Genomic DNA, 26998 nt, shown 5'->3' on the forward strand with positions numbered 1-26998 from the left:
CCTCAGCCCGCGTCCAGCCCGGCCAGGCACAGGTATTTCATGTCGAGATATTCCTCGATTCCGTGCCGCGACCCCTCGCGTCCGAAACCGGACTGCTTGATGCCGCCGAAAGGCGCCACCTCGTGCGAGATGAAGCCGGTGTTGATGCCGACCATGCCGTATTCCAGCGCCTCCGCAACGCGCCACACCCGCGCCATGTCGCGGCTGTAGAAGTAGGCGGCGAGTCCGAATTCGCTGGCATTGGCCAGACGGATCGCCTCAGCGTCGTCATGGAACTTCATCACCGGCGCCACGGGACCGAAGGTCTCCTCGCGCGACACCAGCATCTCCGGCGTCACGCCGGTGAGCACCGCCGGAGAGAACAGGCGGCCGCCGATGCGCTGGCCGCCGGTCACGCATCGCGCGCCGTGCTGCAAGGCGTCGGCGAGGTGCCGCTCTACCTTCGCGACCCCTGCGTCGTCGATCAGCGGCCCCAGTTCGACCCCGTCGTCGAAGCCGTTGCCGACCTTCATGCCGGCAACCCGTTGCACCAGCCTGTCGACGAAACGGTCATGCACCTTGGCGTGCACCAGGAAACGGTTGGCGCAGACACAGGTCTGGCCCGCGTTGCGATATTTGGACACGATGGCGCCTTCGACCGCAGCGTCGATGTCGGCGTCATCGAAGACGATGAAGGGCGCGTGCCCGCCCAGCTCCAGCGACAGACGCTTCAAGGTGGGCGCACATTGCGCCATGAGGATCCGCCCCACTTCGGTGGAGCCGGTGAAGGACAGGTGACGCACCACGGGGCTGTCGCACAGCACCTTCCCGATCGCCAGCGAGCGCTCGGCGTCGGCAGGCAGCACGTTGAGCACGCCCGCAGGCATGCCGGCCTCCTGCGCGAGGACCGCAAGTGCGAGCGCGCATAGCGGTGTCTGTTCGGCCGGCTTGGCGATCACCGTGCAGCCGGCGGCCAGCGCGGGGGCGGCTTTGCGCGTCAGCATCGCGATCGGGAAATTCCACGGGGTGATCGCCGCGCACACGCCGACCGGCTGCCGCAACACCAGCAGGCGGCGGTCGCGCTGCGGAGTGGCGATCAGCTCGCCTTCAATGCGGCGTGCCTCTTCCGCGAACCATTCGACAAAGGCCGCACCGTAGCCGACTTCGCCACGTGCCTCGGCCAGCGGCTTGCCCTGCTCGGCCGTCATCAGGGTCGCAAGGTCGTCGCGGTTGGCGATGATCAACTCGTACCAGCGCCGCAGGATCGCGGAACGTTCCCGTGCCGGCAGATCACGCCATGCGGGCAAGGCCGCCTGTGCCGCCGCAATGGCAGCGCTGGCGTCGGCCTCGGAAGCATTGGCGACCCGCGCCACCTGCGTATCGGTCGCCGGGTCGGATACGACGAATGAATCTTCGCGCTGCAGCCACTCTCCGCCAACGAAGGCGGCGTTCTTCAGGAGATCGGGGCGAGCGAGCGAGGACAGGCGTGCATGCATGGGGCGCAACCGGGCGGCGTACGGGCTTCCGTTTTAGCGCGCCCTCGCACGCGGGGCAAGGCTGATGGCTCTGATGCGGCCGTAGGACTTCAGGAAAGTAGGAGAACAGTGCGGTGGTCAGGCCGCGATCGTCTCGCCGGCAAACTCGAGCAGGCGAACCAGCCGCTCGCGGCTGTTGGCAAGGTGCAGGCGCATGGCGGCGCGGGCCGCTTCGGCATCGCGCCGCTCGATGGCCCGGCAGACTTGCTGGTGCTCGAAGTTAACGGCCTGCAGCACCGCGCGCCGCGCTGCTACGTCGGCGCCGAACAGGTCGACGCGGACGCGGGGCACCATCAGCGGCGTGATGCTGTCCAGCACCCTCACGAAATACGGGTTGCCCGTCGCACGCGCCACCGCAAGGTGGAACTCGACATCGAGGCGGGGCACATGCGTGGGGCTCTGTTCGATATTGCGCAACGTATCCCGCAAGGCGACGAGATCGGACTCCTGCCGGTGGACCGCGGCCAGCGCGGCAGCTTCTGTCTCCAGCCCCAGGCGCATGTCCATGATGTAGAGCACGTCGCGCGAACTGGTTGCGTCGGCCTCCGGCAGATCGAAGCCCATCGCCGCCGGCGAGCCCAGCACGAAGGCTCCGCGCCCCTGCTGGGTTGCGATCCGGCCGGAGCTGCGCAGCATTGACATGGCCTCGCGGATCACCGTGCGGCTTACCCCGAACTCGGCCATCAGCTCGCGCTCGGTCGCCAGGCGCTGGCCGGGCTTGAGGCTGCCGCCATCGATGCGAGCGGCCAGCTCGCGTGCGGCCATGCTGCTCAGGCTGTCCCGTTGCCGTCCCGTCGCCGCCGCCTCACGATGATTCATGACACTCCCTGTCCTGTCTCCGCCCCCCTTCGCCAGCGGGGGTCTGTGTAAAGACACCTTAACAGTGCGGCCTTGTCGTACAAGTACGAGAAAACCCCTAGGCCTTGCCTGGCCTTGCAGCAAGCGGAGGTCAACAAAAAAGCGACCCGAGGGCCGCCTTTTCCGGAGTGAGGTGACGCTCAGGCCGGAACCTGGTCCAGCTCGAAAGCCTTGTGCAGCACGCGCACGGCCAGCTCCAGGTACTTCTCGTCGATGGCCACCGAGATCTTGATCTCGGAGGTGGAGATCATCTGGATGTTGATGCCCTCTTCGGCCAGCGTGCGGAACATCTTGCTGGCGATGCCGACGTGCGAACGCATGCCCACGCCGACCACCGACACCTTGGCCATCGAACGGTCGCCACGCAGCTCGCGTGCGCCCACGTGTGCCTTCACGCCTTCGAGGATGCCGAGCGCGCGGTCATGCTCGCCACGCGGCACGGTGAAGGAAAAGTCGGTGGTGCCGTCATGGCTGACGTTCTGGATGATCATGTCGACGTCGATGTTGGCGTCGGCGATCGGCCCCAGGATCTGGTAGGCGATGCCGGGGCGATCGGGCACGCCCAGCACGGTCAGCTTGGCTTCGTCGCGGTTGAACGCGATGCCGGAAATGATCGGTTGTTCCATCTTGATATCGTCCTCGAATGTAATCAGCGTGCCTTCGCCTTCGTCCTGGAAGCTGGAAAGCACCCGCAGTCTGACCTTGTACTTGCCGGCGAACTCGACCGAGCGGATCTGCAGCACCTTGGAGCCCAGGCTCGCCATCTCGAGCATTTCCTCGAAAGTGATGGTGTCGAGCTTGCGGGCCTCCGGCACGATGCGCGGGTCGGTGGTGTAGACGCCGTCGACGTCCGTATAGATCTGGCATTCGTCCGCACGCAGCGCGGCAGCCAGCGCGACACCCGTGGTGTCCGAACCGCCGCGACCGAGCGTCGTCAGATTGCCGGCGTCATCCACGCCCTGGAAGCCGGCGACCACCACCACGCTGCCCTCTTCCAGATCCTTGCGCATGCGGTCCTCGTCGATCTTGAGGATGCGCGCCTTGGTGAAGGAACTGTCGGTCAGGATGCGGACCTGCGGGCCGGTGTAGCTGCGTGCCTTCAGGCCCATGTTGATGAGCGCCATGCACAGCAGGCCGATGGTGACCTGCTCGCCGGTGGACACCACCACGTCGAGTTCGCGCGGATCGGGCTGGGCCTGGATTTCCTTAGCCAGGCCGATGAGGCGGTTGGTCTCGCCACTCATCGCCGATACAACGACGACCACCTGATGGCCCTGCGCCTGGAACTTCGCGATCCGGCGTGCCACGTTCTTGATGCGCTCCGGCGTGCCCATGGAGGTGCCGCCGTATTTCTGGACAATCAACGCCATACCGTCAAGCAATCCCGAATTTTGGAAAACCTCCATTGTAGCCCGGATCACGGACCGACGTCAGGCGCCGACCTCCCCTCCGGCACGCCTTGAAGCTTGTTGTTCTACCCCGCGGAAGCACTTGTGAAATTCGTGACGAAGTTGGCGTAAACCCCCCGTGAGGCCAAGGTTTGCGCGCTTGTATGTTATGGAAATATTGATCTATACTGGACTTAGCTATAACTAAAGTTATAGGAGTGCGCGGTCTGCTTTTTATAATTTTGCAGGCCCGCACCGTGGCTTATCGGTCAGCCTACCCCCTGCGCCGTCTGCCGCGCTCGCTGTCAAGGAGCCCACCTCACCACACTTGAAGGACTGACTCATGAAAACGATTGAAAATCTCGATGTGCGCGAGCTGCGTCGCAAGCTCGGTCTGAACCAGTCGCAGTTCTGGTCCAAGATCGGCGTCACGCAGAGCGGCGGTTCGCGCTATGAAAGCGGCCGCAACATCCCGCGCCCCGTGCAAGCCCTGCTCCGCCTGGTGCATGTCGAACAGGTCGACATCAACAAGCTGAAGAAGGAAGACATCGAGGTCATCGAGTATCTCCGCAGCCAGAAGGGCGAGCTGCTGAAGTCCCTCAAGAAAGACGCCAAGGCCGCCAAGAAGGCCAAGTAAGCACTGCCGTATGGCCCGCTCCTGCCCGGAGCGGGCAAGCTTCGCGGCGGGCCGCTACAATCCCGCCTCGCACACCACCCGGTGTGTATGCCCGATTCATCCGCGAAGCCCCGAAGGTATTCCACTTGTTGATCACCCGCCGCCTGGAATTCGATGCCGGCCATCGCATTCCCGATCACCGCAGCTTGTGCCGCCATCTGCACGGCCATCGCTATGCCATCGAAGTGACCGTGGCCGGCGATGTGACACTGCGCGATGGTGACCCGCGCAATGGCATGGTGCTGGACTTCTCCGAGGTCAAGGCCGTCATGCGCGAGGTGATCGTGGATCGCTGGGACCACGCCTTCCTTGTATACCAGGGTGATACGGCGATACGCAGCTTCCTGGACAGCCTGCCCGATCACCGCACCGTGGTTCTGGACGTCGTGCCGACCGCCGAGAACCTGGCCGCCGAAGCCTATCGCCTGCTGGCCGGACGCATCGCGCAGATCGGCGACAAGCGCCTGACGCTCGAGCAGGTCCGGCTCTACGAAACGCCGAACTGCTGGGCCGACGCCACCCGCGCGATGTTTCCGGGCTGACCTGCCTTCGCCGCCCGAGTCGCTCAGCAACCGGCCGGAGCACAAATGACAAAGGCCCCGCGGGAGGGCCTTTTGTTTTTGTTCCGTCGCCGGACTGGCGGAGGCGGTGAGATTCGAACTCACGGATGGCTTTCACCATCGCCGGTTTTCAAGACCGGTGCATTCAACCGCTCTGCCACACCTCCGTACCGCCTGACGCGGGGCGCAAGTTTAGCTCACTTGGCCGCCCACCTGTGCCAACAGCGCCGCAAACGCCTGCTCGAACTGTCCGAGCCCCTCCTGCTGCAAGGTCTGGCAATGCTCGTCGAGATCGATGCCAAGGCCTTGCAGGCTGGCCAGCGATGCCAGCGCCTCCTCCTGTCCGTCTGCGAGGCGGCTGGCCGCTTCACCATGGTCGCGGAAGGCATTCAGCGTCGCCTCCGGCACGGTGTTGACGGTATGCGGCCCGATCAGGCTTTCGACATACAGCACATCACGGTAGGCGGAATTCTTCGTGCCCGTACTGGCCCACAACAGGCGCGGAGGCTGTGCCCCGGCAGCGCGCAACTGGTCGAATTCGCCTTCGCGCTGGTAGCGTCGTTGCCACTCCGCGTAGGCCCGCTTCGCCGAAGCAATGGCGATCTTGCCGCCAAGCTCGGGAGCCGCTTTCTCGAGCAGGGGATCGAGCCGCGTATCGACGCGGGACACGAACACACTGGCCACGGCACGCACCTGCCCGACGTCTCCACCGCCGCCCAGACGACGCGCCAGCCCGGCGTCGTAGGCGTCGAACACGTCCAGCACGTGTTGCGGCGAGAACATCAGCGTCACATTGACGTTGATGCCCTCGGAAAGGCACTGGCGGGCGGCCTCGACACCCGCAGGCGTCGCAGGAATCTTGATCATCAGGTTGGGCCGCGCGATCTCGCCCCACAGGCGCCGCGCAGCCGCCACCGTGCCGCCGGCATCGTGGGCCAGCGAAGGCGACACCTCGAAACTCACGTAACCCGCGTCGCGCCCGCTCTGCTCGTACAGCGGGGTGAATGCGTCGCAGGCCGCGCGGATGTCCGGCAAGGCCAGCGCCTCGAATCGTGCCTCGGGCTCGCTCAGCGCTGCAGGCAGCGCCTTCAGCGCCGCCCCATAGGCGGGATCCCTGGCGATCGCCTGCTGGAAAATCGCCGGATTGGAGGTCAGTCCTGCAATCCCGTCGTTGCCGATCAGGGACGCCAGGCGGCCGGAGGCCAGCAACTCCCGGGACAAGGAGTCCAACCAGATCTGCTGCCCGTGGCGGGCAATTTCGCTTACTCGACTCATCTCATCTCCGCACCCATCGTCGGGGCTGCAATCGGCCGTCCAGTATGCCTCACGCAGATTGCGCGCGACGGTGACAGCCCGACAGCGGCTTGAGGTAGCATGCCGCTTCGGAACCGCTGCAAGGTCGCGCGGTCTTAGCCTGCATCGCGGGAAGATCGCGACCTTCCCCGCCCTTTTGGAGAGACAGATGGAACAACGCATGATGAACTCGACGACGCTGGACGTACGCCGCAGTGGCCAGAACCGCGTCCTGCGCAACACCTACGGCCTGCTGGCCCTGTCCATGCTGCCCACCATCCTGGGTGCCTGGGCCGGTGTGCAGATGGGCTTCCAGCTGACGGGCCTGATGGGTTTCGTCATCTTCATGGCCGTGGCCTTCGGCTTCATGTTCGCCATCGAGAAGTTCAAGAACAGCAGCGTCGGTGTCGTCCTGCTGCTCGCCTTCACCTTCTTCATGGGGTTGATGCTGTCGCGCCTGATCGGCTCCATCCTGGGCTACGCCAACGGAGCTTCGCTGATCGCGCTGGCCTCCGGCGGTACGGCGGTGGCGTTCTTCGGCCTGTCGGCCGTGGCCACCACGACGAAACGCGATCTGTCGGGCATGGGCAAGTTCCTGACCATCGGCACCCTGCTGGCACTGGCCGCCATCGTCGCCAACATCTTCTTCCAGATCCCGGCGCTGACCCTCACCGTGCTGGTCGTGGTCCTGGCCCTGTCCTGCGCGTGGCTGGTGTATGACATCAACCGCATCGTGACCGGCGGCGAGACCAACTACGTGACGGCAACCCTGTCGGTGTACATCAGCGTCTACAACATTTTCCAGACCCTGCTGTCCCTGCTGGGCATCTTCGGCGGCGACCGCGAATAAGCCGGCAGCCACCCGATAAAAAAAGCCCGCGCAATGCGCGGGCTTTTTTTATCGGCGCGGCAAATCCGTCAGACGCGCTCGAACAGCGCAATCGACTCCACGTGCGAGGTCTGCGGAAACATGTTGGCCACGCCTGCGCCCCGCAGACGGTAGCCCTTTTCAAGAATCAGCACGGCAGCGTCGCGCGCCAGGGTCGCGGGGTTGCAACTCACATACACGATGCGCTGCGGTGCGTCGTCAGTCAGCGCCTTCACCACCCCGATTGCGCCTTCGCGCGGCGGGTCGATCAGATACTTGTCCAGCCTGCCCAGCGCAGCCAGGCTCTCCGGCGTCGCCTCGAAAAGATTCGACACCTTGAATTCGCTGCGATCCGACAGCCCGTTCAGTGCCGCATTCTCTTCGGCACGCTTGACCAGGGCCGCACTCCCCTCCACCCCCACCACGTGCGCGCCGCGACGCGCAATCGGCAGGCTGAAGTTGCCCAGCCCGCAGAACAGGTCAGCGATCCGCTCGCCGGGCTGTGGGTCCAGCAAGCTCATCGCGCGCCGGATCAGCAAGCGGTTGATGTCCACATTGACCTGCGTGAAATCGGTCGGCCGGAAGTTCAGCGCCAGATCGAACTCCGGCAGCGTGTAACGCAGGAAATGCGACTCGTCGGTGCGCAATGGCCGCACCGTGTCGGGGCCACCCGGCTGCTGCCACATCGATACGCCATGCTCCTCGCCGAACGCGAGTAGCCGGGCCTCGTCCTGCGCGGTGAACGGCAACAGATTGCGGAACACCAGCACCGTGCGGTCGCTGCCTTCGGCAATCTCGATCTGCGGCATGCGATCCGGCACGGACAGGCTTTCCACCAGCGCGCGCAGGGGCAGCAGCAGGCGCGACACATGCGGCGGAAGAATCTCGCAGCTGTCCATGTCGGCGATGTAGCTGCTCTTCTTCTCGTGAAAACCCACCAGCACGCCGCCCTTCTTCGGCACCAGGCGCACGCCGATGCGCGCTCGCGAGCGATAGCCCCAGGCAGGGCCATAGATCGGCGGATAGAGCTCCTCCGCCTTCACGCGGCCGATGTGCCACAGCGCATCCTCCAACACCCGTTGCTTGGCAGCCACCTGGGCACCGAAATCCACGTGCTGCATGCTGCAACCACCACAGGTACCGAAATGCTTGCAGCGCGGCGTCACGCGCGTGCTGCTTTCCTTCAGCACCCGGCTCAAGGTCGCGTGTTCGAAGCTGGCCCGCTTGCGGTAGCTCGAGTACTCGACCTTCTCACCCGGCAATGCGCCTTCGATGAAGATGGCCTTGCCCTCGACACGGGCGAACCCGCGCCCTTCGTGGTCCAGGGATTCGATGACGGCTTGCGGCATGGTGGTGCTCAACGCGAAAAGGGCCGGATTTTAGCAGGCCCGACAGTACAATCCCGCAATGATTCAGATACTTCTGGGCGGCATCACGCCGCAACACTTTCTCAGGGAGTACTGGCAGAAAAAGCCGCTACTCGTCCGCAACGCGATCCCCGGCTTCAGCGGATTGCTGAGCCCTGCCGAAGTCCGCCAGCTCGCCTGCGACGAGGACGCCGAATCGCGGCTCATCTTCCAGCGCGATAACCAGTGGGATCTGCTGCGCGGACCGATGCAGCCACGCGATTTCCCGCGCAAGGGGCCGTGGACGACGCTGGTGCAGGGGCTGAACCTGCTGCGCGACGATGCCGACGCACTGCTGCAGCAATTCAGTTTCATTCCCTATGCGCGGCTCGACGACCTGATGGTGTCCTACGCCACCGATGGCGGCGGCGTAGGCCCGCACTTCGATTCCTACGACGTTTTCCTTCTGCAAGGCATGGGCCAGCGTCGCTGGCAGGTCAGCGCACAACGCGACCTGACGCTGGTGGAAGATGCGCCGCTCAAGATCCTGAAGCACTTCAAGCCCACCCAGGAATGGGTGCTCGATCCGGGCGACATGCTCTACCTGCCGCCACGCTATGCCCACGACGGCGTGGCGATCGGCGAGTGCATGACTTACTCGATCGGTTTCCGCGCGCCGTCCGCGCAGGAGCTGGGCACGGAGTTCCTCGGCTGGCTGTCCGAAAACCTCCAGCTATCCGGCATGTACGCCGATCCGGACCTTGCCTTGGCACGGCAGCCCGGCCGGATTCCCGACGCGATGATCGACCAGGTCACCGACATGCTGGGCAAGATCTGTTGGTCGAGAAAGGACGTCGCCCGTTTCCTCGGCGAATACCTGTCCGAACCCAAGCCACACGTCTTCTTTGATCCACCCGAAGAACCGCTGAGTGAAAAGCGCTTCCTTGCGCAAGCCAGACGTCATGGCCTGCGGCTGGACCGGCGCACCCAGATTCTTTACGCGGCCGGCGAAATTCATGTCAACGGCGAGCCAGGAATAAGCGTTAACCCCGCGTTCAAGCAACTGGCAGACCGGCGTGAGCTGGTTCCGCCGGCTGACCTGGACGACGAATCACAGTCGTTATTGCACGAGTGGTATAGCTGCGGTTTTATCCATATCCGCCAGCCTGGCACTTGATACAACGTCCGACGTGTAATCGTTCTCATCTGTTTGATATACTCTTGCGTCGGTTTTAGTCTTGACCGATCAAGATATTAGGTTCACTCCAGCTACTGCCAATTTTTCGCAAGGGATACCAAGAATGAAACAGTCTCTCCTCGTTGCCGCCCTGATCGCCCTGGCCATGTCCGCTTGCAGCAAGCAAGAAGAAGCCGCTCCGGCTCCGGCTCCCGAAGCCGCTGCTCCGGCTCCTGAAGCTGCTCCGGCCCCGGCTCCGGAAGTTTCCGCTCCGGAAGCTGCCCCGGCTGCTGACGCTTCGGCCCCGGCTGACGCTTCCGCTCCGGCTGCCAACTGATCAGTTGCGCATTCGCAGAAAAGCCGACCCACGGGTCGGCTTTTTTGTTGCCTGCTGCTGAATGCAGCGATATGCGGACATGTGCCACGATCGCGCTGCATTGCGCAACACGCTTGAATTGACGGTATCGCCCTCTGACGCTAAGATGCCGCCTCTTGACTGGAGAGGTGGCCGAGAGGTCGAAGGCACTCCCCTGCTAAGGGAGCATGCGGGCAAAACCTGCATCAAGGGTTCGAATCCCTTCCTCTCCGCCAAGAACCTTGCATAGAGGTTGAAACTAGACTATAGTCTCGCCTCTTCGCTGTGCGCCCGTAGCTCATCTGGATAGAGTACTTGGCTACGAACCAAGGGGTAGGAGGTTCGAATCCTTCCGGGCGCGCCAGAATGCCGAAAAGGCCTGAACCACGGTTCAGGCCTTTTCTTTTTGCCGCGCCGGAGTTCGTCATGACGACAAATGCGGCCCGGCATTTGCGAGAAGCGCCACCGGGCGCATGATGCGGGCATGACTCGCCGCAGCCGCCTCCTGCTCCGATCCATTGCGTCGCTTTGCTTGCTGCTGCCCATGCTTTGGGCGGTCGCAGCCCTCTCCATCGATGGAGAGTTCGCGCCATGGCCCGGCGTGGTGTGTGGGCTGGTGATGATCGGCCTGCTGACCTGGCTACGCCCGTTCCGCTACGCGCTTCTTGCCAACGGGCTGATCATCGCTGGCGTCCTCGTCTGGTGGTTTCATCTCACGCCGAGCAACGAACGCGGCTGGCAGCCCGACGTGGCCCGGCTGCCGCGTGCGCAGCTCGACGGCCACATGCTGACCATCGAGAACGTGCGCGACTTCCGCTACCACGGCGCGGACGATACGGATTTCGAGGAGCGCTGGGAGACCCGCCGCTACGACCTGTCGAAGATCGTGGGCCTGGACATCTACCTGTCCAACTGGGGGCCGAAGCACATCGCCCACACCATCATGAGCTGGCGCTTCGCGGACGGGCCGCCGCTGGCGATTTCGATCGAGACCCGCAAGGAGCGCGGCGAATCCTATTCAGCCCTGCTCGGATTCTTCCGGCAGTACGAGCTGTATTACGTGGTGGCGGATGAACGCGACGTCATCGGCGTGCGCACGGGCCATCGTGGCGAGACGATGCGGCTGTACGCCATCGCGGGACAGCGGGAAGGCGCGCGCCGCCTGCTGATGGGCTACATCGAGGACATCAATGCCCTCGCGGCCCGGCCCCGCTGGTACAACGCCTTCACCACCAACTGCACGACAGTGATCTTCGACAACGTGCTGCACGTGTTCGGCGTTTCCAAGCTATGGGACTGGCGCCTCTACGCCAATGCGCATCTGCCGGAAATGCTCTACGAGGAAGGCTTCGTGGATACCGACATGTCCTACGCGGAGCTGCAGGAACGCAGCGACATCACCGCGACCGCACGCGCGGCGGACGGCGCGGAGGATTTCTCCCGACGCATCCGCGCCCGCCTGCCCGCGGTGAAGATGCGCTGAGGCCGGCCTCACCAGGCGGCGGAGGTCTAGACGTACAGCGGCTCCTGCGCGACGCGCGAAACCTGCTCGTCCAGTTGCGCGATATGCCCGGCCCAGTAGTGTCCCGCACCGAACCAGGGGAATGCCGCCGGGAAGGCCGGATCCTCCCAGCGCCGTGCCAGCCAGGCTGCGTAGTGCATCAGGCGCAGGGCGCGCAGGGCTTCCACCAGATGCAGCTCACGGCGATCGAACTCGCAGAAGTCCTCATAGCCCGTCAGCAACTCCGATAGCTGCAGGCCCATGTCCGCGCGCTCGCCGGACAACAGCATCCACAGGTCCTGGACCGCGGGGCCAGTGCAGGCGTCATCGAGATCGACGAAGTGAGGACCGGCATCGGTCCACAGAATGTTGCCGAGGTGCACATCCCCATGCAGGCGTCGCGACCGCAAGGCGCCTGCGCGCTCAAAGGCCGCGTCGCATTCATTCAGCAGCGCCTGCGAGATGCTGGCGTACTGCTCGCGCAATTCGGGCGGCAACCAGTCGTTCGCCAGCAGGTAGTCACGCGCCGCGTAGCCGAAACTCCGCGTATCCAGGCGCTGGCGCTCACCGAAAGGCTCGACCGCGCCGATGGCATGGATGCGCCCGATGAAGCGGCCAATCCATTGCAGCACGTCCCCGTCATCCAGTTCAGGGCTGCGTCCGCCACGGCGTGGAAAGACAGCGAAGCGGAAACCTTCATGCGCAAGCAGCGTCGCGCCATTGAGCGACAGCGGCGCGACGACAGGGATCTCTGCCTCGGCCAACTGCCGCGCGAATGCGTGTTCTTCGAGGATCGCTGCGTCGCTCCAGCGCGCAGGCCGATAAAACTTGGCGACGACAAAGCCGCCTTCATCCAGCCCCACCTGGTAGACACGATTCTCGTAGCTGTTGAGTGCCAGCAGGCGGCCATCGACGCGCAGGCCCGCGGCCTCGACGGCATCGAGCACCAGATCAGGCGTGAGGGTGGCGTAGGGAATGGCGGACAAGGCGGCAGCTCCGAAGGGAGTCGCGATGTTACACGCCACTGTCCGGACGACCCGGACATTCCTTCATGCGCTCCCCGTGCACCCTCCGCGCATCCTCCGATCAGCCGGCGGGCTGTACCGGCTGCGGCGGCCCCAGTGCATAGCCCTGCGCACCCTGCACCCCCAGCCTTGCCAGCGCCGCGGCAGCATCCCGCCGGCCGAAGGAATGCGCCAGCACCGGCACCTCCAGCATACGGGCGACACGCACGATGGCCTCGACGAGGAAGCGCCCTGCATCGTGCTCGATGTCCTCGGCCAGGCTGGCATCCAGTTTCACGTAGTCCGGCAGCATGTCGCGCAGCATCGCCAGGCCACCATCAGACACGCCGAAGCGGTCGATGCCCACACCGAAGCCCACCATGCGCGCGGCCCGGGCGAAGTTGCGGGCAGCGTCGCGGTGATGGGCCAGATCGTCCTCGCGCAATTCGAACAGCACCGCATGGTCACCCAGGCGCAGGCGCCACAGCTCCAGGCGCTCGCCGATGTCATCGCGACTCCAGCTCGCGAAGCTGAGGTTGATCGCGTACGGCGGTGCATCGAGATCCACCGGCTCGCGTGCCAGCAGGCTGATGACCTGCTCGTCGAGCTCGCGCAGCAAACCGAAACGGCTGGCCATCGGCCACCACCGCGCGGCCTCCACCTCGCGCCCCTGCGCATCGAGCACGCGGGTCAACACTTCGCGATGCAGCACCTGGTCCATCTGCCCGGCATCCAGCGCCATCACCGGCTGCAGCATCAGCACCAGGCGGTCATGCGCCAGCGCCTCGCGCAGCAGCACCGCCCAGCGGCCACCGCCGGACACCTCGGCAGTTTCATTGGCCAAGGAGCTGACCAACTCGCTGGCCAGCGCGTCGACACGGCAGTGCCGGCCTGCCTGGCTGCGCGCCTGCTGCAAGGCCAGGTCTGCCGCGGCCAGCACCTCGGACGGCTCGCGTGCATTGACGGGCGTCCAGCCGATGGCGGCATCCACAAGGCGACCGCCATCGGCTGCCAGCCGCGTATCGAAACGCGTCAGCAAGCTCAGGCTCAGGCCCTCCGGCACGACGGCGTCCTCGGCACTCATCAGCACCGCGAAGGTCGCCGCACCGATGCGCGCGTGGCGCCCGTCTGTGAACACTTCCGCGACGTCGGCCGCGAGCTCGCGGATCAGCGCGTCGCCGGCGGAAAACCCGGCCGCACGGTTGACGACTTCCACGCCGCGGCATTCGATCAGGGCCAGCCACAGATCGGCCTCATGACGACGTTCTGCCAGCACCAGATTCAGCGCACGACGGTTGGCCATGCCGGTCAGCGCGTCGCTCAGCGCTTCACGCCGGAACTGCTCGGCTCGCGCCTCCTCCTCGGCCACGTTGCGCTGCGTGGCCGTGACGAGCTGGTTGAAGCCCGCGACGAAACGCTGCAGCTCCTGTGCCCTCGGCTGGACCTGCACCAGGCGGAAGCGCCGCTGCGACGCATCGATGGACGCCGCCGCCACCTCGGCCAGCGGCGCCAGCAGGGTCCGCAGCCAGCGACTGGCTCCCCACCAGGCCAGGCCCCACAGCGCGATGAGCCAGCCTGCCGTCTGCAGGCTGCCGTTCCACAACTGCACGTAGGCAAAGCGCGGATGACTCTCCACCTCGACATGGCCGAGCATGCGCCAGCCCGACGAGACCTTCGCCTGCGCCCGCGGCGTGCGCAAGGCCGCCAGCTTCGCAAACCAGCGCGGCACGTCGACCGCCTCGTCCTCGGCAAGCCGCAGTTCCACCACCAGGGCGCCGCGCGCATCGCGGATGGCGATGCGCCGGTAATAGCCGCGGTCGAACACCGGCAAGGCGACACCGCGCGCGGTGACGACATCGCCCTCCTTCCAGGTCTGGCCCAGCACCAGCGCCAGCGAGGTGGCGGCGTCCTGCGCGTGGGAGGCGAGCTGTGCCTGCACGAACGCCCGCGTGCCGAGCCACTGGCCGACGAACACGCCGACGATCGCCAGGGTGAAGATGGCCGCCAGGGCACGCAGCAACTGGCCGTGCAGGGTGGGGCTGGCAGCGCTGGCGCGGTGGCTCACAGCGATTGCTCCCGACGCACCCGCTCCTGCAACTCGCGCCAGCGGCGCACCTGGCTGGCACCGCCGGCCGTGGCTTGGCCGTCGCGCCACAGGTGTTCGTCGTTGAAGCTGAACACCGGGCTCAGGTCCTGTCGCTGCGAGGCAGGCAGCAGGCGCGGGTCGAGGTTGTCCAGCACCAGCGGGTCCGCCTCCGGCTGCGGGTAGTAGGCCAGCACCATGTGGTTGTCGATGCGGTCGCGCAGCTTCGCCCGCACGTACACGATGCGCAGCTTGTCGGCAGCCACCCCGCGCTCGCGCAGCGAAAAGTACTTGGCAATCGTGTAGTCCTCGCAATCACCGGCGTTGCGGGCCACGAACTCTGCCGGCGTCGCCCAGTGCTCGTCGACATGCCAGGCGTTGATGTCCTCGGCATAGGGCACACGGTTGGCCAGCGCGTTGCTGCGTTCGATCAGCGCAGGATCGGTGGCCGCCGGCAGGTTGCGCGCAGCCCGTTGCCAAGCCAGCACGCGTTCGCCCGCTGCCGGGCCGAAGCGCTGGCTCATGGCCTGCACGAGACGCTGGCTGGCCTCGGCCAGATAGGCCTGCGCCCCCCAGGCCCACATGGCCAGACCGAGGGTCATCAGGATGCGCGGCGGATTCATCCCTTCAATTACGGCAGACGGCAAGCCGGGGTTGAATGCTCAAGTCGGACGCTGCGGGTGACGTAACTTCATGTGGCGACCACGACACCTTATTTCCCGGCACTGCTTTCCACGATTTCACGACTCCACGAATTCACGACTCCACGATTCCCACGAATTGCTTCCCATGTTCCACACCGCATACCGCACCCTGCTTTCCCTCCTCCTGCTGATCGGCCTCAGCGGCTGTGAGCTGCTCGGCATCGAGGACCCCGCCAAGGAAGCTGCCCGTGTCGAAGCCGAAGGCAAGGCCATCGGCAGTGCCTGCCGCCATTCCGGCCGGGCGCTGGAGGATTGCTTCACGATGAATCCCTCGGCCTCCAAGTCCGCCGTCTTCGCCGGCTGGCGCGAGATGAACGACTACATGACCGAGAACAAGATCGAATCCATCCGCCCCGAGCTGCCGGGCGCCGGCATGCCGCTGCGCAAGCAGGCCGCCAAGGAAGTGGAAGCCGAACCGGAGGAAGCCGCCAGCGAACCGGCAGCGAGCGAGCCGGCCTCCCGCCGCCGCCCGCGCCGCACCGGCGGCAGCTGACCACACGCACCTGCCGCTCCCGGGGGGCGGCCCGCGCGCTTATCATGCGCGCTTCCTTTGTCACCCCGCCGCCCCGCCATGTCCACGAGCGGACACGCCCTGCTGCTGTATTGCCGCGCCGGCTTCGAGAACGAATGCCTCGCGGAGGCGAGCCACCTCGCCCACCAGGCCGGCCTGAGCGGCCACGGCCGCATCCAGCCGGACGCCGGATTCCTGCGTTTCCAGTTGCAGGACGCCCTGCCCTGGGACGAGGTCGCCCGTCGCCTGCCCTGGCAGGACTGGGTCTTTCCCCGCCAGCGCATCGTGCTGGTGGCGCGCGTCGACCATCTGCCGGCGGAAGACCGCGTCAAGCCCATCCTCGATGCCGTCAAGCAGCGCGGCATCAAGGCCGGCCGGGTGTGGTTCGAAACCGCCGACACCAACGAGGCCAAGGAACTGTCCAGCTTCCTGCGCAGCTTTGCGCCGCATCTCGAACGCGCTTTCGACAAGACCGGCGTCATGAGCAAGAAGCCCGGCGCGCCCACCTTGCACCTGTTCTTCGAGGACTCCGGCAGCGTCGAAATCGGCCTCAGCCCGGCCGACGATGCCGCGGACTGGCCGATGGGCATTCCGCGCCTGCGCATGCCGCGCGCCGCGCCCAGCCGCTCCACGCTGAAGTTGGCGGAAGCCTTCCTGTCGCTGATGACCGAGCGCGAGCGCGAGGCCAGCCTGCGCCCCGGCCTGCGCGCCTGCGACCTCGGTGCCGCGCCCGGTGGCTGGACCCTGCAACTGGCCGAACGCGGCCTGCGGGTGTACGCCATCGACAACGGCCCGATCGCCGACTCGGTGCTGGAAACCGGTCTGGTGGAGCACATCCGCGCCGACGGCTTCACCTGGCGGCCGCCGCACAAGCTGGACTGGATGGTCTGCGACATGGTGGAGCAACCCGCCCGTGTCGCCGCCCTGATCGGCGACTGGGTGGCCAGCGGCCGCTGCCGGCGCAGCATCTTCAACCTCAAGCTGCCGATGAAGAAACGCTTCGACGAAGTGCAGCGCTGCCGCGAGATCCTCGCCGGACGGCTGGCCGACACCGGCCAGCCCTGGGTGCTGCGCATGCGCCACCTGTACCACGACCGCGAGGAAATCACCGCTTATCTGGGGCCGGCGGCTTAGCTAAGTCCTTGATGTAGGGTACAATCACGGGCTTTGCTGCGTGCCGTCCTGGCGCCGGCTGTCCAAGGAATGTCATGAGTTTCGCCGAGCTGGGCCTGATCCCCGAACTGCTGAAAGCCGTTGCGGATGCGGGCTACACCGAACCGACCCCCATCCAGCGCCAGGCCATTCCGGTCGTGCTGGCGGGTCAGGACGTCATGGGCGGGGCCCAGACCGGCACCGGCAAGACGGCGGGTTTCACCCTCCCCCTGCTGAACAAGCTCACGCCCTGGGCCAACACCAGCACCTCGCCGGCACGCCACCCGGTTCGCGCCCTGCTGCTCGCCCCGACCCGCGAACTGGCGATGCAGGTGCACGAATCGGTACAGACCTACAGCAAGTACCTGCCGCTGCGCTCCGTGTGCATCTACGGCGGCGTGGACATCAAGCCGCAGCTCGCCGAGTTGCGCCGTGGCGTCGAGATCGTCGTCGCCACCCCGGGCCGCCTGCTGGACCACGTGGAGCAGAAGTCCATCCAGCTCGGGCAGGTGGAAATGCTGGTGCTGGACGAAGCCGACCGCATGCTGGACATGGGCTTCATTCCCGACATCCGCCGCATCATCTCCCTGCTGCCGGCAAAGCGTCAGAGCCTGCTGTTCTCGGCCACCTTCTCGGACGAGATCAAGAAGCTGGCCGACAGCATGCTGCGCAATCCGCAGCTCATCGAAGTCGCACGCCGCAACACCGTGAGCGAAACCATCCGCCACGTGGTGCACCCGGTGTCCACCAGCGTGAAGCGCGATCTGCTCGCCCACTTGCTGGGCGTCGGCGGTGACGGCATCGGCCAGGCACTGGTGTTCGTCAGCACCAAGTTCGGCTGCAGCCGGCTGGCCCGCCACCTCGAACGCGAAGGCATCCTTGCCGACGCCATCCACGGTGACAAGAACCAGCAGCAGCGCACCGAGGCGCTGGAGAAATTCAAGAGCGGCGAGATCCGCGTGCTGGTGGCCACCGACGTGGCTGCACGCGGCCTCGATATCGACGACCTGCCCTCGGTGGTGAACTTCGAGCTGCCGCCGAACCCGGAAGACTACGTGCACCGCATCGGCCGCACCGGCCGCGCCGGCAAGCAGGGCACGGCGGTGTCGCTGGTGGCGCCGGAAGAACAGATCCGCCTGTCCGCCATCGAAAAGCTGATCAAGCTGAAGATTCCGCAGGAAGTGGTGGAAGGCTTCGGCCCCACGACCTCGCCCGACGACCTGCCGCGCCGCCGCCCGCGCCGCGAATCCAGCCCCTCGCGCAGCGAACCCCGCAGCGAGGCGCGCTATACGCCCCGCCCCACGCCGAAGACCTCGATGGTCGCGGCCGACGGCTTCGACTTCAGCCGCCCCTACGAGGGCACCGCGAACGGCGAAGGCGCGGCCGACGCCAAGCCGGTGAAGCCGGAAGCCGGCAAGCGTGCGAACGCTCCGGTCGCCTTCCTGCTCGGCGGCTCCGGCCGCAAGTAAGGCTGTTGTCGCCAGCCATCGGCTGGCCACGCATCACCCGTTTTGCCGCCTGCGTGCAACGCGCAGGCGGGCTATGCTGGCGGCCCGATCGCATGTCCGGCCGCCATGACAGACAAGAAAACGCCGCACGCTCCCGCTTCGCCCCCTGCGCGCTCCACGCACGCCCCGCTGGACATCTTCGCGCTGTCCTGGCCGATCTTCGTCGAAACCCTGTTGATGACCATGCTGAGCACGCTGGGCCTGTGGATGGCCAGCCAGGTCTCGGTGGGCGCGGTCGCGGTGTTCGGCCTGGCTGCGCAACTGCGCGGCATCTTCGATCGCGTGTTCCGCGTGGTCGGCATCGGCACCAGCGTGGTCGTCACCCAGCACCGTGGCGCCGGCGACGTGGAGGGCGCGCGTGAAGTCGCCAAGGCCGGCGTCTCGGCAGCGTTCTGGATGGGCCTGGTGGTGATGCTGATCGTCAGCCTGCTGCCCGGCCCGGTGCTGCGTCTGCTGCAACTGCCGGCGGAACTGTTCGATATCGCGATCCCGTTCTTCACGCTGGTCGGCGTTTCCCTGCTGGCGGATTCGCTCACCATCACGATGTTCTCGGTGTTGCGCGCCTTCACCTTCACGAAGGATTCGATGCGCCTGGTGCTCATCATGAACACCACGCAGGTCTGCCTGAGCGTGCCGCTGGTGTTCGGCCTCTGGGGCCTGCCCGAGCTGGGCCTGATGGGCCTGGGCTGGGGCATCGTGCTGGCGCGCGTCCTGGTGCTGGTGCTGCTGGCGTTCATGTGGGCACGCCGCATTGGCACACACTTGCGCCTGCGCGAATTGCTGCTGCCCGCCCGTGGCCCGCTGGCGCCGATCCTGCACATCGGCTTGCCGAGCGCAGGCGAGAAGATCGCCTTCCGCGTGTGCTTCATGATGACCGTGGCCATGGCCGCCAGCCTGGGCACGGACGCGCTGGCGACACATGCCTATGCCTGGCAGATCGTCGCGCTGGTGAATCTGGTGATGATTGCGCTGGGGGCCGGTGCAGAGATCATCGTCGGCCACGACGTCGGGGCGGGCCAGTTGCGTCGCGCGCATTTCGTGCAGACCCGCGCGCTGCGCTGGGGGCTCGCCACCACGCTGGTCGCCACCATCCTCGCGTACTTCATCGCGCCGGGCGTGGTGCAGTCGCTGTCCGGCAATCCGCAGGTGGTGGCACTGCTGGTCAGCGTAATGCTGCTGGAGATCGTGCTGGAACCGGCCCGCTGCGTGAACACCATCATCACCGGCGGCCTGCGCGCGGCGGGTGACGTCCGCTTTCCGGTCAAGGTCAGCGTGCTGTCCAACATCGTGTTCGGTGCCGGCCTCGCCTGGCTGCTGGGCATCCATCTGGGCTACGGCTTGCCCGGCATCTGGCTGGGCTACGTGGCCGACGAGTGGGCGCGTGCGCTGGCGATGGCAGCACGCTGGTACGGTCTGGGCTGGACACCGTTCGCACGGCGCGCGCGGCGCCGCATCCTGAGGCGGCTGGCCGCCGCCTGAAGATCAGGCTGCCGCGAAGCCACGATCAGCGCGATCAGCGCGGCAGTTTCTCCAGCCCCGCCACGCGCGCGCCGCTTTTCAGCCCGCGTTTGGCGAACCAGCCCTGGTTCATTTCCAGCGCATAACGCACCGGAGCGGCCGCGCAATGCGACTGCTCGCTCTGCGGCTGCATGTCCGCGATATTGACGATGCCACCCTTGTCGTCGAGAAAAGCGATCGACAGCGGCAGCAAGGTGTTCTTCATCCAGAAACAGTGGCGGTCGGACTGCTCGAAAACGAACAGCATGCCGCTCTGCTGCGCCATTGCCTCGCGATACATCAGCCCCTTCTGGCGTGCCGCTGGCGTTGCCGCCACCTCGGCCTGCACCCGGTGCACACCCGCCGACAGCTCGACCACCGGAAGTTTGTCTGTCGCCACCACCAGTGACGGCAAGCATGCCGCCAAGAAAAGACCGCCGACCACACGCCACATGCCACGCTTCAACATCGCTCGCTCCATAGTCCGGCCGCGCCCGGGGTCAGTGCCTGTGCCCTTGCGCGCCGCCGCTTCACAGCGGCAGATCATCGCGCAAAACGGCGCGGCGCGCTCGCCGCGGCAGCGGGCCCTGGCACCTCGCACCACTGGCCGGGCTGCAGCGCGCCAAGGCGCCACTCACCGATCGATTCACGCACGAGGCGCAAGGTCGGTAGCCCCACCTTCGCCGTCATCCGCCTCACCTGCCGGTTCTTGCCTTCGCGAAGCACGATGCGCAGCCAGCTGGTGGGTATCGTCTTGCGGAAGCGGATGGGCGGGTCGCGCGGCCACAACCAGTCCGGCTCCGCGACGAGGCTGGCCTCGCACGGCCGGGTGGTGAAATCACCGAGATCGAGCCCGGCACGCAGGCGCTCAAGCGCGTCGTCCTGCGGCACGCCCTCCACCTGGGCGAAGTAGACCTTAGCCTCCTTGTGCCGCGGGTTCGCGAGGCGGTGCTGAAGGTTGCCATCGTCCGTCAACACCAGCAGTCCCTCGCTGTCGGCGTCCAGCCTGCCGGCCGCGTAGATGTGCGGCGGCAGGCCGAAGCCCGCCAGCGTGCGGGACGGATCATCGCCGCTGAACTGGGTCAGCACATTGAAGGGTTTGTTGAACAACACCAGCATGGGGAACCGCCAATGAAAAAGGCCCGTCGAAGTGACGGGCCTTGGAGTGCTTGAGCGCTAACGCGCCCGAGCCATCAGGAGGCGCGCTGGATGTTCGAAGCCTGCTTGCCCTTGGGGCCTTGCAGCACGTCGAACTGAACCTTCTCGCCTTCCTTCAGGGATTTGAAGCCCGACATCGTGATCGCCGAAAAATGGGCGAAGAGATCTTCGCTGCCATCGTCCGGCGTGATGAAGCCATAACCCTTTGCATCGTTGAACCACTTAACGGTACCAGTTGCCATCACTCTATCCTTCGCTTCCTTCGGTTGCAGTGCCAAACCTGTCCGGAGACAGGTGTGCTTCTTGGGGTAGTTGTAGGGAAAGACCGGCTGAAACAGTGCCGATTCCGCCCTTTGTTGGAGCACAGCGGGCTTTTACGATATGCGCGACCGCGTCGTCAAGGGTCTGTGGCATGCCAGTCATGCTGCAGGCCAGCAGAGCAAGCCACGCAAAGTCACATGAAAAGTATCGGCATGAAGCTTGCTGCGGGTTCTACACTGGGATTGAAAAGCTTCTGGGGACGTCGCATATAAAGCGTGCAATGCATCATGCAGCGCGCGCCGGATGTGCCGTAAATTGAATATGAAAAGACGCCGACTCCGCGTGTTGGAGTCTGGCGCTAACGAATACAATGGGTCGCATGGCTACCCGCAGGCAACAGGACGCGGTGCTCGAGGCAGAGCGCAGCAAAACGAAACCACCGCACCTGTACAAGGTTCTATTGTTGAACGACGACTTCACCCCGATGGATTTCGTCGTTCAGGTGTTGCAGCGTTTCTTCGCCATGGATCGCGAACGCGCCACGGCAGTGATGCTGCAGGTTCATCGGGAGGGTTCCGGGGTGTGTGGCGTGTTTCCGCGCGACATCGCCGCCACGAAGGTCGAGCAGGTGAGTAGCTTCGCGCGTCAGCATCAGCATCCGCTGGCGTGCGTGATGGAGGAAGAGTGATGATTGCCCAGGAACTGGAAGTAAGCCTGCACATGGCTTTTGTCGAAGCGCGGCAGAAGCGGCACGAGTTCATTACGGTTGAACACTTGCTGCTCGCGCTCCTCGATAACCCTTCGGCGGCAGAGGTCTTGCGCGCCTGCGCGGTGAACCTCGAAGAGCTGCGCCGCGAGCTCACCAACTTCATCAACGAGCACACGCCGACGGTGTCGGGCTCGGACGAGATCGACACGCAACCGACGCTGGGTTTCCAGCGTGTGATCCAGCGCGCGATCCTCCACGTGCAGTCTTCCGGCAAGAAGGAAGTGACCGGCGCCAACGTGCTGGTGGCGATCTTCGGCGAGAAGGATTCGCACGCGGTGTACTTCCTGCAGCGCCAGGGCATCACCCGCCTGGACGTGGTGAACTTCATCTCGCATGGCATCACCAAGGCGCCACAGGCCAAGAGCGGTGCCGAGCCGAGCCGCCAGGGCGAAGGTGAGCAGGGCGAGTCGGAGAGCGACAGCCCGAATGCCGGCGGTGCGCTGGAGAGCTACACGCAGAATCTCAACCAGCAGGCGCTGGTGGGCAAGATCGACCCCCTCATCGGCCGCGACAAGGAACTGGAGCGCGTCATCCAGACCCTGTGCCGCCGTCGCAAGAACAACCCCCTGCTGGTCGGCGAAGCCGGTGTGGGCAAGACCGCCATCGCCGAAGGCCTGGCGCGTCGCATCGTCGAAGGCCGCGTGCCGGAGATCCTCGAAGGCGCACAGGTCTATTCGCTGGACATGGGCGCGCTGCTCGCCGGCACCAAGTACCGTGGCGACTTCGAGCAACGTCTCAAGGCCGTGCTGAAGCAGCTGGTCGAGAACCAGAATGCGATCCTGTTCATCGACGAGATCCACACGCTGATCGGCGCGGGCGCCGCATCGGGCGGCACGCTGGACGCCAGCAACCTGCTGAAGCCGGCGCTGTCGTCCGGCCAGCTGAAGTGCATCGGCGCGACGACCTACACCGAGTTCCGCAACATCTTCGAGAAGGACCACGCGCTGTCACGCCGCTTCCAGAAGGTGGACGTGCATGAGCCGTCAGTGCCGGAAACCATCGAGATCCTCAAGGGCCTGAAGTCGCGCTTCGAAGAGCACCACGGCGTGAAGTATTCCACCGCGGCGATCACCAGCGCGGCCGAATTGTCGGCGCGCTACATCAACGACCGCCACCTGCCGGACAAGGCCATCGACGTCATCGACGAAGCCGGTGCGGCACAGCGCATCCTGCCGAAGTCGAAGCAGAAGAAGACCATCGGCAAGGGCGAGATCGAAGAGATCGTCGCCAAGATCGCGCGCATCCCGCCGCGCAGCGTGTCGACCGACGACCGCGCGGCACTGGCGAATCTCGACCGCGACCTGAAGAACATGGTGTACGGCCAGGACAACGCCATCGAGGCGCTGGCCAAGGCCATCAAGATGAGCCGCTCCGGTTTGGGCAACCCGCAGAAGCCGATAGGCTGCTTCCTGTTCAGCGGGCCCACCGGGGTCGGCAAGACCGAGGTCGCGCGCCAGCTCGCCTACACGCTGGGCATCGAGCTGACCCGCTTCGACATGTCGGAGTACATGGAACGCCATGCGGTGAGCCGCCTCATCGGTGCCCCGCCGGGATACGTCGGCTTCGACCAGGGCGGTCTGCTGACCGAGGCCGTCACCAAGAAACCGCATTGCGTGCTGCTGCTGGATGAAATCGAGAAGGCGCATCCCGACATCTACAACATCCTGTTGCAGGTGATGGATCACGGCAAGCTGACCGACAACAACGGTCGCGAAGCGGACTTCCGCAACGTCATCCTGATCATGACGACCAACGCCGGCCAGGAGACCATCCAGAAGACCACGATGGGCTTCACGGCACGACGTGAAGTCGGCGACGAGATGGTGGAGATCAAGCGGTTGTTCACGCCGGAGTTCCGCAACCGGCTGGACGCGGTCATCTCCTTCAAGCCGCTGGACCGCGAAGTCATCATGCGCGTGGTCGAGAAGTTCCTGATGCAGCTGGAAGGCCAGTTGCAGGAGAAGAAGGTGGAAGCCAGCTTCTCCGATCGCCTGAAGAGCTGGCTGGGCGAAAAGGGCTTCGACCCGCTGATGGGTGCGCGGCCGATGTCGCGCCTCATCCAGGACACGCTGCGTGCCGCGCTGGCCGACGAGCTGTTGTTCGGTCGGCTGGTCAATGGCGGCAAGGTGAGCCTGGATGTGGACGACGAGGGCAAGGTGCAGCTGGTGTTCGACGAGCAGGAAGAAGCCGCCGCCGTCTGACGTCGTTCTTCGCCTCCGGAAAAGGGCCGCAGCAGCGGCCCTTTTCTTTTGCTGCAAACGCACATGCGGATTACACCTACCGCTCCCGATCAGCAAATTGACATTTCGCATTACAAAACACGCATTTCAATTAATTGAAAAATAACGACTAAATAATTTATTCATCTTTTATAAGACAGTTTGCTGCTACGCATCACGATTTCTATACTGCCTCCACGGGTCACCCACCGCCGTATTTCCGGGCCCCGCGCCGCATTGCAACCGTAACCAAGTCGGGAGAGCAGTAATGAACCGTGACAAGCAGATTCAGCAGATCAAGGAAGATTGGGCAGAGAATCCGCGCTGGAAAGGAATCCGGCGCGGCTACACCGCGGAGGACGTGGTCAAGCTGCGCGGCTCGCTGCAGGTGGAGCACACCGTCGCCCGCCGCGGCGCGGAACGCCTGTGGAAGCAGCTCAATGACGAGCCCTTCATCAATGCACTGGGCGCCCTCACCGGCAACCAGGCCATGCAACAGGTGAAGGCCGGCCTCAAGGCCATCTACCTGTCGGGCTGGCAGGTCGCCGGAGACGCCAACCTGGCTGGCGAGATGTACCCCGACCAGTCGCTCTACCCGATCAACTCCGTGCCGGCGGTGGTCCGGCGCATCAACAACACCTTTACCCGCGCCGACCAGATCCAGTGGTCGGAAGGCAAGGGTCCGGGTGACGAGGGCTGGGTGGACTTCTTCGCGCCCATCGTCGCGGATGCCGAGGCGGGGTTCGGCGGCGTGCTGAACGCCTACGAGCTGATGAAGGCGATGATCGACGCGGGCGCCTCCGGCGTGCACTGGGAGGACCAGCTCGCCTCGGTGAAGAAATGCGGTCACATGGGCGGCAAGGTGCTGGTGCCCACCCGCGAGGCGGTCGGCAAGCTGATCGCCGCGCGCCTGGCCGCCGACGTCATGGGCGTGCCCACACTCGTGGTGGCGCGCACCGACGCGGAAGCTGCGGACCTGCTGACCGCGGACGTCGATGACAACGACAAGCCCTTCTGCACCGGTGAACGCACCATCGAAGGCTTCTACCGCACCAAGCCGGGCATCGGGCAGGCCATCTCGCGCGGCCTGGCCTACGCGCCCTGGGCGGACCTGGTGTGGTGCGAGACCGGCAAGCCGGACCTCGCCTACGCCAAGGCCTTCGCCGAAGCGATCCACAAGGAATTCCCGGACAAGATGCTGGCCTACAACTGCTCGCCGTCCTTCAACTGGAAGAAGAACCTGGACGACGCCACCATCGCCAAGTTCCAGCGCGAACTGGGCGCGATGGGCTACCGGTTCCAGTTCATCACCCTGGCCGGCTTCCACAGCCTCAACTATTCGATGTTCAACCTCGCCTACGGTTATGCCCGCCAGAACATGACCGCCTTCGTCGAGTTGCAGCAGGCGGAGTTCGCCGCGGCGGAACGCGGCTTCACGGCGGTGAAGCACCAGCGCGAGGTGGGCACCGGGTACTTCGACGTCGTCACCCAGGTGATCGAAGGCGGCCAGTCCTCCACGACGGCCTTGGCCGGCTCCACCGAGGACGAGCAGTTCTTCGACAAGCACTGAGCCGGCAACAAGGAAACGGCCCGCATGAGCGGGCCGTTTCGTGCAGGCGACGCAGGTGGATCAGCGCCGCGACAGCCACACGCCGAATGCCGCCACCGCCATGCCCAGCCAGGCCAGCGCCTGCAGCGTCTCGCCGAACACCAGCCAGGCGATGACCGCCGTCGTGGGCGGCGTCAGGTAGAACAGGCGGGTCACATTCACGGCGGTGCCGCGGCGGATCAGCAGGTTCAGCAGCGAGATGGCGCCGAGCGACAGCATCAGCACCAGCCACGCCAGCGCGAAGACCAGTTCCGGTGCCCAGTCCACCTGCATGGTCTCGGTCGCGAACGCCAGGGGCAACGTCACCAGCAGGCTGGCGGCGAACTGGATGACGCCGCCACTGCGCAGATCGAAGCTCGGGCAGAAGCGCTTCTGGTAGAGCGTCCCCGCCGTGATGCCGACCAGCGCCAGCACGGCGGGCCACATCGCACTCGCCTGCCATACCGAAGGCAGGCCCGGCGTCCGGCTGTGCAGCACCACCAGGGCGACGCCGACGAAGCCGAGCGCGAGTCCTGCCCACTGCGCGCGCGTGACGCGCTCACCCAGCAGCATGCCGGCGAACAACGCGGTGAGGATGGGTTGAAGGCCGACGATCAAGGCGGTCAGCGCCGCACTCAGCCCCTGGCCGATGGCGACGAACACGCCACCCAGGTACACCGCCTGCATCAGCACGCCGGCCACCGCGATGTGCATGACACTGCGCCAGTCGCGCGGCCAGGGCGCGCGGAACAGGCTCACCGCGGCAAGCAGCAACATCACGACGAACGCGTAGCGCAGGCTCAGGAAAGTAAGCGCCTCGACATGCGGAAGGCCGAGCTTCGCACCGATGAAACCGGTGCTCCACAGAAAGACGAAAAGGGGTGCCAGCGCGGGAGCCAGTGCGCGATCGAGCTGCATCGGGGAATCGGAAGAATGAAAGGTGCCGGCGTAGCACGGACAGGAGAACGCCGGCGACGGCAGATCATATTGTGCCGCAGGCGCGAGACG

24 protein-coding genes and 3 tRNA genes are annotated in these 26998 nt (G+C 65.4%); 14 read left to right on the plus strand and 13 right to left on the minus strand.

Annotation, left to right across the window (positions count from 1 at the left end; genetic code table 11):
* Positions 1-2: 2 nt before the first annotated feature.
* The 3 genes from VVD47_RS08320 to VVD47_RS08330 all read right to left on the minus strand — a co-directional run bounded on the left by VVD47_RS08320 (position 3) and on the right by VVD47_RS08330 (position 3742).
* Positions 3-1475, minus strand: a complete 1473-nt coding sequence (locus tag VVD47_RS08320) for an NAD-dependent succinate-semialdehyde dehydrogenase (RefSeq protein WP_327602939.1) — start codon at positions 1473-1475, stop codon at positions 3-5.
* A gap of 117 nt (positions 1476-1592) precedes the next feature.
* Complete coding sequence (locus VVD47_RS08325; RefSeq protein ID WP_327602940.1) at positions 1593-2333, minus strand: FadR/GntR family transcriptional regulator; 741 nt, start codon at positions 2331-2333, stop codon at positions 1593-1595.
* 179 nt (positions 2334-2512) lie between these two features.
* Positions 2513-3742, minus strand: coding sequence for an aspartate kinase (locus tag VVD47_RS08330; RefSeq protein WP_327602941.1), 1230 nt, complete (start codon positions 3740-3742; stop codon positions 2513-2515).
* 361 nt (positions 3743-4103) lie between these two features.
* Here VVD47_RS08330 and VVD47_RS08335 point away from each other — a divergent pair, with 361 nt between their 5' ends.
* Together VVD47_RS08335 and queD are read left to right on the plus strand one after the other, a co-directional pair.
* A complete protein-coding gene (locus tag VVD47_RS08335; RefSeq protein ID WP_327602942.1) occupies positions 4104-4397 on the plus strand; it encodes a helix-turn-helix domain-containing protein in 294 nt (97 codons plus the stop codon).
* Positions 4398-4522: 125 nt separating this feature from the next.
* Positions 4523-4978 carry a 6-carboxytetrahydropterin synthase QueD gene (gene queD / locus VVD47_RS08340; protein WP_327602943.1) on the plus strand — a complete coding sequence of 152 codons (456 nt, stop codon included), beginning with the start codon at positions 4523-4525 and terminating at the stop codon, positions 4976-4978.
* A gap of 95 nt (positions 4979-5073) precedes the next feature.
* On the opposite strand, the gene VVD47_RS08345 is transcribed toward queD, so the two are convergent.
* Both VVD47_RS08345 and tal read right to left on the minus strand, forming a co-directional pair.
* A tRNA-Ser gene (locus tag VVD47_RS08345) sits at positions 5074-5163 on the minus strand.
* 25 nt (positions 5164-5188) lie between these two features.
* Positions 5189-6271 carry a transaldolase gene (tal, locus tag VVD47_RS08350; protein WP_327602944.1) on the minus strand — a complete coding sequence of 361 codons (1083 nt, stop codon included), beginning with the start codon at positions 6269-6271 and terminating at the stop codon, positions 5189-5191.
* Between the two features lie 187 nt (positions 6272-6458).
* Here tal and VVD47_RS08355 point away from each other — a divergent pair, with 187 nt between their 5' ends.
* Positions 6459-7139, plus strand: a complete 681-nt coding sequence (locus VVD47_RS08355) for a Bax inhibitor-1 family protein (RefSeq protein ID WP_327602945.1) — start codon at positions 6459-6461, stop codon at positions 7137-7139.
* Between the two features lie 68 nt (positions 7140-7207).
* Here the strand turns inward: VVD47_RS08355 and rlmD are convergent, their stop codons facing one another.
* Positions 7208-8506 (minus strand): 23S rRNA (uracil(1939)-C(5))-methyltransferase RlmD, encoded by a 1299-nt coding sequence (gene rlmD, locus VVD47_RS08360; RefSeq protein ID WP_327602946.1) that lies wholly within the window; start codon positions 8504-8506, stop codon positions 7208-7210.
* Between the two features lie 58 nt (positions 8507-8564).
* Between rlmD and VVD47_RS08365 the strand changes: the two genes are divergently transcribed.
* The 4 genes from VVD47_RS08365 to VVD47_RS08380 all read left to right on the plus strand — a co-directional run bounded on the left by VVD47_RS08365 (position 8565) and on the right by VVD47_RS08380 (position 11518).
* Entirely contained in the window at positions 8565-9680 is a 1116-nt protein-coding gene (locus VVD47_RS08365; protein WP_327602947.1) for a cupin domain-containing protein, read from the plus strand.
* A gap of 498 nt (positions 9681-10178) precedes the next feature.
* Positions 10179-10271: transfer RNA gene (locus VVD47_RS08370), tRNA-Ser, on the plus strand.
* Between the two features lie 51 nt (positions 10272-10322).
* Positions 10323-10399, plus strand: a tRNA-Arg gene (locus VVD47_RS08375).
* Positions 10400-10579: 180 nt separating this feature from the next.
* The gene (locus VVD47_RS08380) at positions 10580-11518 is read left to right on the plus strand and encodes an Lnb N-terminal periplasmic domain-containing protein (RefSeq protein ID WP_327602948.1); all 939 of its coding nucleotides are present in this window, start codon (positions 10580-10582) and stop codon (positions 11516-11518) included.
* 26 nt (positions 11519-11544) lie between these two features.
* Here the strand turns inward: VVD47_RS08380 and VVD47_RS08385 are convergent, their stop codons facing one another.
* The 3 genes from VVD47_RS08385 to VVD47_RS08395 form a co-directional block, all read right to left on the minus strand.
* Positions 11545-12522 carry a serine/threonine protein kinase gene (locus VVD47_RS08385; protein WP_327602949.1) on the minus strand — a complete coding sequence of 326 codons (978 nt, stop codon included), beginning with the start codon at positions 12520-12522 and terminating at the stop codon, positions 11545-11547.
* A gap of 100 nt (positions 12523-12622) precedes the next feature.
* Entirely contained in the window at positions 12623-14605 is a 1983-nt protein-coding gene (locus VVD47_RS08390; protein ID WP_327602950.1) for a bifunctional diguanylate cyclase/phosphodiesterase, read from the minus strand.
* On the minus strand, positions 14602-15246 hold the full coding sequence (locus tag VVD47_RS08395) for a transglutaminase-like cysteine peptidase (protein ID WP_327602951.1): 645 nt from the start codon (positions 15244-15246) through the stop codon (positions 14602-14604). Before VVD47_RS08395 ends, VVD47_RS08390 begins: the two co-directional genes overlap by 4 nt.
* Before the next feature lie 166 nt (positions 15247-15412).
* Here VVD47_RS08395 and VVD47_RS08400 point away from each other — a divergent pair, with 166 nt between their 5' ends.
* The 4 genes from VVD47_RS08400 to VVD47_RS08415 all read left to right on the plus strand — a co-directional run bounded on the left by VVD47_RS08400 (position 15413) and on the right by VVD47_RS08415 (position 19977).
* Complete coding sequence (locus VVD47_RS08400) at positions 15413-15820, plus strand: hypothetical protein (RefSeq protein ID WP_327602952.1); 408 nt, start codon at positions 15413-15415, stop codon at positions 15818-15820.
* A 78-nt stretch (positions 15821-15898) separates the two neighbouring features.
* Positions 15899-16972, plus strand: a complete 1074-nt coding sequence (gene rlmM, locus VVD47_RS08405) for a 23S rRNA (cytidine(2498)-2'-O)-methyltransferase RlmM (protein ID WP_327602953.1) — start codon at positions 15899-15901, stop codon at positions 16970-16972.
* Positions 16973-17046: 74 nt separating this feature from the next.
* The gene (locus VVD47_RS08410) at positions 17047-18459 is read left to right on the plus strand and encodes a DEAD/DEAH box helicase (protein ID WP_327602954.1); all 1413 of its coding nucleotides are present in this window, start codon (positions 17047-17049) and stop codon (positions 18457-18459) included.
* A 105-nt stretch (positions 18460-18564) separates the two neighbouring features.
* Positions 18565-19977, plus strand: coding sequence for an MATE family efflux transporter (locus VVD47_RS08415; protein ID WP_327602955.1), 1413 nt, complete (start codon positions 18565-18567; stop codon positions 19975-19977).
* A gap of 34 nt (positions 19978-20011) precedes the next feature.
* Here the strand turns inward: VVD47_RS08415 and VVD47_RS08420 are convergent, their stop codons facing one another.
* The 3 genes from VVD47_RS08420 to VVD47_RS08430 form a co-directional block, all read right to left on the minus strand.
* On the minus strand, positions 20012-20449 hold the full coding sequence (locus tag VVD47_RS08420) for a DUF192 domain-containing protein (protein ID WP_327602956.1): 438 nt from the start codon (positions 20447-20449) through the stop codon (positions 20012-20014).
* An 89-nt stretch (positions 20450-20538) separates the two neighbouring features.
* Entirely contained in the window at positions 20539-21114 is a 576-nt protein-coding gene (locus tag VVD47_RS08425; RefSeq protein ID WP_327602957.1) for a pseudouridine synthase, read from the minus strand.
* Positions 21115-21188: 74 nt separating this feature from the next.
* Positions 21189-21395, minus strand: a complete 207-nt coding sequence (locus VVD47_RS08430) for a cold-shock protein (protein WP_327602958.1) — start codon at positions 21393-21395, stop codon at positions 21189-21191.
* Between the two features lie 398 nt (positions 21396-21793).
* Here VVD47_RS08430 and clpS point away from each other — a divergent pair, with 398 nt between their 5' ends.
* The 3 genes from clpS (at position 21794) to aceA (ending at position 25972) form a co-directional block, all read left to right on the plus strand.
* Positions 21794-22102 (plus strand): ATP-dependent Clp protease adapter ClpS, encoded by a 309-nt coding sequence (gene clpS, locus VVD47_RS08435; protein WP_327602959.1) that lies wholly within the window; start codon positions 21794-21796, stop codon positions 22100-22102.
* Positions 22102-24384 (plus strand): ATP-dependent Clp protease ATP-binding subunit ClpA, encoded by a 2283-nt coding sequence (gene clpA, locus VVD47_RS08440; protein WP_327602960.1) that lies wholly within the window; start codon positions 22102-22104, stop codon positions 24382-24384. The genes clpS and clpA overlap by 1 nt, the downstream gene beginning before the upstream one ends.
* Before the next feature lie 286 nt (positions 24385-24670).
* Complete coding sequence (gene aceA, locus VVD47_RS08445; protein WP_327602961.1) at positions 24671-25972, plus strand: isocitrate lyase; 1302 nt, start codon at positions 24671-24673, stop codon at positions 25970-25972.
* Positions 25973-26032: 60 nt separating this feature from the next.
* On the opposite strand, the gene VVD47_RS08450 is transcribed toward aceA, so the two are convergent.
* Complete coding sequence (locus VVD47_RS08450; RefSeq protein WP_327602962.1) at positions 26033-26908, minus strand: DMT family transporter; 876 nt, start codon at positions 26906-26908, stop codon at positions 26033-26035.
* Positions 26909-26998 lie beyond the last annotated feature (90 nt).

Source organism: Uliginosibacterium sp. H1 (assembly GCF_036017065.1).
GTDB lineage: Bacteria > Pseudomonadota > Gammaproteobacteria > Burkholderiales > Rhodocyclaceae > Uliginosibacterium.